The sequence below is a fragment of the Pyxidicoccus sp. MSG2 genome, from assembly GCF_026626705.1.
Classification (GTDB): domain Bacteria; phylum Myxococcota; class Myxococcia; order Myxococcales; family Myxococcaceae; genus Myxococcus.
The window spans coordinates 10,807,020-10,815,222 of record NZ_JAPNKC010000001.1; the positions used below are offsets into that span (position 1 = coordinate 10,807,020).

Sequence of the window (8,203 nt, forward strand, 5' to 3'; positions counted from 1 at the left end):
CGCTCGGTGCGGACCGGGTGTGCACGGCAGGCGAGGAGCTGCGCTGCTTCACCCTGGCTGGCGGCGTGCTGACGTTGACGGATGCTCGGGCGATGGCGCCGGCGGCGGTGTCCGTCCACGCGGTGGGCCCTTGGTTGATGCTGGGGAGCGACGCCGGGCTGACGGTGATGGATGCTCGGGCGGTGCCTCGCACGGCGGGCCTCTTCCCCGCGCTGACGGGCCGCGCGGTGGCGGCGGCGGGCACGGTGTTCGCGGTGAAGGACCTGGAGCTGTCGCGCCTGGGCCTGGGCCGTGGGCCGGGCGCGCCGCGCGTGTCGCTGGAGCTGCCCGCGACGGCGGCTCCGGGCTCGCGGCTGGCGTTGGTGGCCTCGGTGGAGGACGAAGCCGAGCCGCTCAACGCCTATACGGCCGAGCTGCTGGTGGATGGCCGCGTGGTGGAGGTGCTGGACGGCGCGCTGCCCGCTTCGGTGGACCTGCCGCTGACGGGAGGCTCCGCGCAGGTGACGCTGCGGGTGCGGGACCTGGCCGGCAATGTGGGCCTGTCGCAGCAGACGGTGACGCTGGTGGATGGAGGCATGGGCCCGGCGCTGCTGGCGCTGGAGCTGCCGTCCGAGGTGCGGGAGGGCACGGAGCTGGCGGTGCGTCCGGTGGCGGTGGACCCGGCGCGCGTGGCCGCCGTGGAAGTGACGCTGGAGGGGCAGGCCCCGGTCACCTTCACCGCGCCCGCCTGGGCCGGCGTGCTGCGCGCGCCCTCCGTCGGCGCGGACACGCGAGTCACCGTGACGGCGGTGGCGGTGGATGCGCAGGGCCGTCGCGGCGCGGCGGTGCAGGCGCAGGTGTGGATACGCGACGATGCGGGCACGGCGCCCGTCGTCTCCTCCGTGGAGCGTCGGGGCTCGGGCCCCATCCTGGAAGGCTCGCGCGTGGTGGTGCTCGCCTCCACGCTGCCGGTGCTGGTGCGCGAGGTGCGCTTCCGGGTGGATGGCGTGGAGCAGCAGCGGACGATGACGGTGCCCTACGAGGCTTCGCTGCGGATGCCTCGCGGCGTGGGCTCCCGGAGCGTCCTGGTGGATGCGGTGGCGGTGGACGACCAGGGCCGCGAGTCGGCCCCGGTAGGCCTGTCCCTGCTGGTGGTGGATGACCTGGCCGAGCCCACGCTGTCGCTCGTGCTGGAGCCCGCAGGCTTCGACCGCATCGCCGCCGGCACGTGGTTGAGCTCCACGGCCACGGCGACCGACACGACGGGGACGCCGCGCATCTCACAGTCCCTGCTGAGCAACGGCGTCGAGGTGGCCACGGGCGGCGCGGTGCTGCGCTACGCCGTGCCCGCGTCCACGCCGGCCGGCACGCAGCTGCGTCTGGTGGCGACGGCGACCGATGGCGCGGGGAACGTCCGGACGCAGCAGGCGCTCTGGACGGTGCTGGCGCCCGCGGCGCCTCCCGCCGGCACGGTGGTGGCGGGCACGTTCGCCGGCGCCGAGCAGCTCGCGGTGAGCGGGGACACGGTGTACGCCCGCACCGCGTCCGGCTTCGCGGTGGGCACGCTGGGCCGGGGGCCGACGCCTTCGCTCACTCCCGTGGGGACGTACCTGGCGCCGCGCCGCCCGCTGTCCCTGGCGGTGGTGGGGAGCGTGGTGCTGCTGGCCTACGGGGAAGCAGGCCTGGACGTCATCGACGTCTCGACGCCGGCCAGCCCCGTGAAGGTGGGCCACGCTGACGGCGACCTGGGTCAGGTCGTGTCGTACGCGGGGAGGGCCTACGCGACGCCGTCGCAGCAGGGCTACCTCTACACCGTCGACGTGAGCGACCCGTCCCGTCCGTACGTGTCGCTGCTCAACGGCACCCAGGGCCGGGCGCTGTCCGCCCACGTCGACGGCATCGTCTACACGGACAACGGCTGGGTCCTCTCCCACTTCCGCCAGCCGAGCCAGCCCACCGGACCGTACGACACCTACAGTGACTGGGTGGGCGCGGGGCCGGTGCTGGCCGAGCGCGACACGGGCGTGGTGGTGCTCGCGGACCGCACCCTGCGGCTCTACGACGCGCAGCTCCACCTCCAGGCGACCATGGGACTGCCCGCACAGGGCCGGGCGATGCGGGTGGTGGATGGCCGCGTCTACGTGCTGGGCACGGACGCGCGGCTGCGCGTGGTGGACGTGCGTGAGAACCAGCACGCGGCGGTGGTGGCGTCGGACCCGCTGGACGGCACCGACCTGGCCATCTCCGGAGGGTTGATGCTGGTGGCCACCGAGGCGGGCGTGGAGCTGCGCCGGCTGCCGGTGCCTTCCGCCGACGTGGCCCAGGTGGCCTCGGCGACGCAGTCGCTGGCGTCTCCGCCCATGGGCCTCACGGCCTGGCGCGGGGGCGTGCTCGTCGCCGCCGGTCCGGCGGGGCTCGCGAACCTCGAGCTGTCCCTGCCCGGGCGGTTCCTGGCGCGCGACAGCAACTCTGGCATCACCGACGCGCGGCAGGTGGAGCGCGTGGGACAGACGGCCTACGTCCTCACGGGGACAGCGCTGCAGGAGGCCTACGAGCAGGCCAACGGCTCGCTCTGGTACGCATACAATTACGGCAACAACGGGCACCTCAACCAGCTCGGCGCGGTGACGCGCTTCCACGCGTCCGCTCGCCGGCTGTGGGCGCTGGGCGGCGGCAGGGTGTCCACCGCGACGCTGCCCGTGTCCGACTCGCGCGCGTCGCTGCTGATGTCGGGCGGCGCGGTGGACGTGTCGGGCGACGAGCGCCGCGCGGCGGTGGCACACGGCGCGGGGGGCTGGAGCCTCGTGGGCGTGGAGGCCTCCGGCGAGCTGCGGCGGCTGGCGACCTTCGCGGGCACGGCCGCGGACGCGGTGGCGCTGGACGGCGGCCTGCTGGTGACGGGCAATGCGCAGGGCTTCACCACGTGGCAGGTGGACGGTGCGGAGGCCACCGCCCGGGTGCGGACACAGACGGCGGGCCCGGTGGTGAGGGCGCGGCTGTACGGCCGGCTGGCGGTGCTGAGCGAGGCCAGCGGCGGGGTGCAGCTCTTCGACCTCACCGACGCGGACGCGCCCGTGCACGTGGCCACCTTCCCGGCGGGCCGCGCGGACGACGCGGTGATCAGCGGTGGGGACGTGGTGGTGGCGGACGCCTTCAACGGCGTGCTGCGCTTCCCGCTGCCCGCCACGGGGGCGGTGCCCTCGGTGCGCATCGTCGCGCCGGCGGACGGCTTCGAGGTGCGCGCGGGTGACGTCTTCGCGCTCGCGGGTGCGACTTCCGGCGCCTCCGTGGACTCGGTGGAGTTGCTGGTGAACGGCCGCGAGCTGGGGTCGCTCGATGACAGGGATGCGCGCACGGTGCTGCAGGTGCCCGTGGGCACCAGCCCCGGGAGCGAGTGGGTCGTCCAGCTCCGGGCGCGCGGTGGCAACGGCGGCGTCGCGCTGTCGTCCCCCGTGCGCGTCCGCGTGACGCCGTACGAGGGAGCGGCTCCCTCCATCACCATCGTCAATCTCGGTGCGAACTGGACGCTGCCCTCCGGCCAGCGGACGGACGTGCAGGTGATGCTCTCGGGCGCCGTGGCTCCGGCCCGCTGGACGGTGCGGTACGACGACACGGTGCTGGGCGAGCAGGTCGCCAACCCCGCCATCGCCTACCCGACGCAGGCCGTCGTCCTGCCGACGGTGACGAGCACGAAGACGGGCGTGCTCCACGCCGAGCTCGTCGACGGAGCGGGGCGCACGGCCACCACCTCCATCCCCATCATCCTCTCCTCGCCCCCGGCGTTCACCGACCTGCCGTGGGGCCTGCCAGCGCACGTCCGGGTGCGGCCGTTCGTCAACTGCATCACCGGCTACTACTACTACCCGCATGGCCCCTACACGCTGGCCCTGCTCGTGGACGGCGTGGAGGTGGCCTCGACGGAGAACACGGCGCAGACCTGGTCCACGACGTCCGTGTCCCACTGCCTCGAGCTGCCGGAGTCGCGCCTCGGTGAGTCCGTCGCCCTGGCACTGGTGGCGAAGGACCCGGCGGGCCGCTCCATCCAGACGACCCAGTCCTACGTGGTGCGCTCGGACGGCGACCCGCCCGAGGTCGCCTTCTGGGACTCCGCGCGTCCTCCGAGCGCCGCGTCCGAGGGCGACGTCATCCAGGTGTACGTGGAGGCGTCCGACAACGACGGAGACCTGACCGCGCTGCGCCTGCTGGCCAACGGCGTGGAGCTCGTCTCGGGCACCGACAGCTGGATCCAGGTGGACTACGCCCTGCCGCGGCGGAGCGAGGCGACGCAGCTTGTCTTCACCGCCATCGCACGTGACAGCCGGGGCCGCGAGACGACCCGGACACGGACGGTGGAGGTGCTGCCCAACGCACCGCCCCAGCTCTACCTGGAGCCCACGACGGACCTGCTCATCTCCGGCTACCCGGAGCAGCTCTGCGCCACGGCCACGGACGCGGCCGGGGTGGGGCGGCTGGAGCTGAGGCTGGACGGCACGCTGCTGGACGCCGCGCCCGAACCCTGCTGGAGCCAGCACTGCCTGAAGCGCTGCGCCACCGTCACCATGCCCGCGGGCGCGCAGGTGGCCTTCACCGCCACCGCGGCGGACACGCTGGACGCGGAGTCCACCGCGACGTGGACCTACGGCCTGCGAGCCAATGCGCCGCCCACGGTGGCGCTGTCCAGGCTGGACTACCTGGTGGCGGGAACCCCGGTGTCGGTGACCGGGTCGCTGCAGGACGAGCGGCCGCCGCTGGCCTGGGCGGAGTTCCAGCTCGGGGGCGTGCCCGTCGCGGAGCGCACGGAGGCTCCGAGCTCCCAGCCGTACGCCTCCTTCACACCGCTGGTGACGGGACCGGCGGTGCTGTCGCTGGAGGCCATGGACCGCGCGGGCGCGGCGGCTTCGTCTTCCTGGAGCGTGGAGGTGCTGCCGTCGGGCACGGGCTCGACGTGTGACCTGCCCGTGCCGCTCAAGGCGGGGGAGACGCGACTCCAGCTGAACCAGGCCTCCGACGCGCCCCAGGACTGCGGGTGGGGCACGCAGGGCGCGTGGGCGGCGCTGCCCTTCGACGGCCCGGTGGAGCAGCTCACCTATTACTCGGCGGACATCGTGAGCGTCCGGGATGGCTGCGAGCAGTCGCAGCAGGCCTGCACCTCCGGCATGACGACGGTGGGGCCGCTGTCCGCGAGCGCCCGCCTCTTCCTGCGCAACTGGTACTACGGCGGCGACAGGAGCATCGTCCTGTACACCGCGAGGCTGGGCATCGGCGCGAAGTGCGAGCCGTCCTCCGCGGCCTTCGTCTGCGGCCACGGCGCCTGCGTGCCGGCGGAGGAGGGCGTCCACCGGTGCCTGGCCATGGAGTGCAGCGACGGCGTCGACAACGACGGCGACGGCCGCACCGACTACCCCGAGGAGCCCGGGTGCGAGTCGCCGGGAGACTCGAGCGAGGAGGACCCGCAGCTTCCTGCCGCCTGCGCCAATGGCGTGGACGACGACGGCGATGGCCGCATCGACTGGCCGGAGGACCCGGGCTGCGTGGCGGCGGGGGCCCCGTCCGAGAGCGGCGATGGCGAGACGTGTTCTGCTCCCGCCGAGCTGCACGCGGCGCAGACTCGCATCTCACTGGCCGGAGCGGACTCCAACGCGTGGCTGTCGTGCGCGCCCCAGGGGCTGCCCGACCGGGTGGTGGCCTTCCGCATTCCGGGTGAGGGCTCGTTCGGCTTCATCGCCGAGCATGCGCACCTGGCGCTGCGCGACGGCTGCGGCCAGGCCAGCCAGGAGCTCGCGTGCTCCACCGCGTGGATTCCCGACGACCCGACGCAGGGCTCCTCGGCGTCCATCTGGCGCTCCTTCGCTCCGGGCACCTACCACCTCGTGGTCAGCGGCCCGCGCGACGCCACGCTGCGCGTGGAGGGCGAGCTGTACGACGGCGCCCGGTGCGACCCGGCGCAGCCCTGGTTCCGCTGCGGCTCCTCGCGCTCGTGCCTCCCGACGCAGGAGGGTGAGCTGCGCTGCAGGGCCGCGGCGTGCCAGGACGGCCAGGACAACAACGGGGACGGCTTCGCCGACTTCCCGCAGGACCCCGGCTGCTCCAGCCCGGAGGACGACCACGAGGAGGCGCCCGCAGTGCTCCCGGAGTGCGCCAACGGCGTGGACGATGATGGCGATGGCCACATCGACTGGCCGGAGGACCCGGGCTGCGGCTCGCGCTCGGGGCTGTTCGAGAACAACGGCGACGGCGAGAGCTGCGCGAGCCCCGCCGAGTGGGCGGGCGAGACGACACTCGTGCCGCTGGCCGGGGCCGCGGACGACGAGCGCCTCTCTTGCGGCGCCACGCAGCCGGACCGCGTGTACGGCGTGCGCATGCCGGGCGATGGCCGCCTGGAAGTGGAAGCGACGTACGCCAACGTGGAGCTCCGAAGCGTGTGCCACTCGAACTGGGCCATGAGCTGCGGAACGACCGGAGTCACCCAGGGCGGAGGGAACGGCGGAAGCAACAGCTCCCTCGCGGACGGTGGCACTGATGGCGGTACGGATGGAGGCACCGACGGCGGTACGGACGGCGGCACCGATGGCGGCACGGACGGTGGCACCGAAGACACGCCGTACCCCGGCAGGGCCTCGGCCTGGGTGAACAGGGGCACGTACTACGTGGTCGTCAGCGGCTCCGAGGACGCGGTGCTGCGGGTGGGCGGGCTGCTCTACCAGGGCTCGACCTGCGACCCGGCCCAGCCGTGGTTCGCCTGTGACACGGGCACGACGTGCCGGACGTTGGGCGGAGAGTCGCTCTGCCTGAGACAGGCCTGCCTGGACGGCCGGGACGACGACGGCGACGGCTTCGCGGACTACCCGGAGGACCCGGGCTGCGAGTCGCCAGAGGACGAGGACGAGACCGACCCGCCGGAGGGAACGCTGTGCGCGAACGGCCTGGACGATGACGGCGACGGCCTCGCGGACTACCCGGCGGACCCGGGCTGCGCGAGCGCGGCGGGACAGACGGAGAACGGGGACGGCGAGAGCTGCGCCGATCCCCTGGAGCCCACGTCGGCCACCACGCAGGTGCCGCTCTCCACGTCGCAGGACGACGAGTCGGTGTGCTGTGGTCCGGACCGCGTCTTCGGCATCCGGATGCCGGGGCCGGGAAGCCTGCGGGCCACGGCGCCCGGCAGCACGCTGACGCTGCGCCCCTACTGCGGTTACGACGGGATCACCCTGGCGTCGGCGCCGGACGTGATCGACCTGTCCTTCATCTACCCGACGAACTACTTCCTGCTGCTGAGCGGGACGTCGGACACGATGCTCCAGCTCTCCGGGCAGCTCATCCAGAACTCCACGTGCGACGTGGAGCAACCCTGGTTCGTGTGCACGCAGGGACAGGTGTGCCGACGGATGGGGGACGAGGAGCGTTGCGTGCAGGCCCGCTGCGCGGATGGCGTGGACAACGACGGGGACGGGAAGGTGGACTACCCGTCCGAGCCGGGCTGTACCTCGGTGACGGACGACGACGAGACGGACCCGGAGACCCCGCCCGTCTGCGCCAACGGTGTGGATGATGACGGCGACGGCCTGACGGACTACCCGTCCGACCCGGGCTGCCAGGCGGCGAGTGGCGGCAGTGAGCTGTCGGTGTGCGGCAACGGCGTGGATGACGACGGCGACGGCCACGTGGACTGGCCGGCGGATACGGGCTGCTCGGCGGCGGGCGGTGGCAATGAGGCGTTCTGCTCCACGCCCGCGTCGGGCCTGCTTCCCAGCGTCCTGCCGGCCCTCGTTTCCGGCAACACGGTGGGCCAGCCCAACTACTTCACCGCCAGCTGCGGCAGCTCGGCGCGCTCGTCCGACCGCGTCTACGAGTGGGTGGCGCCGGTGGCGGGCCGCTACCGGCTCGAAATCATCCAGGGCAGCTACGACACGGTGCTCCACGTGCGGGACCTGACGTGCGGGGGGCCGCAGCTCGCCTGCGACGACGACAGCGGGAGTGGCTCCTGGTCCCGGGTGCTGGTGGACCTGCGGGCCCGGCAGGCCGTCGCGGTCATCGTGGACGGCTACAGCACCGGCAACTCCGGCACCTATACGCTGGGCATCTGGAAGGCGGACGAGGTGGGCCTCTGCACCGGCGGCACGGACGACGACGGGGACGGCGCCACCGACTGCGCCGACACGGACTGCGCGGCGGACGTGGCGTGCCAGCCGACGGTGGGAGGCGGACAGTGAGGGCTTGGATGCAA

1 protein-coding gene (running past one end of the window) is annotated in these 8,203 nt (G+C 73.6%); it reads left to right on the forward strand.

Features of this window, described 5'->3' with window-relative positions; all coding sequences use genetic code 11:
• Positions 1–8,189, forward strand: partial view of an Ig-like domain-containing protein gene (locus tag OV427_RS41930; RefSeq protein ID WP_267861835.1) — the 3' portion only. It extends 23,851 nt beyond the left edge of the window; only the last 8,189 of its 32,040 coding nucleotides appear in the window; its start codon lies off the left edge, out of view; the stop codon is at positions 8,187–8,189.
• Positions 8,190–8,203: the final 14 nt, after the last annotated feature.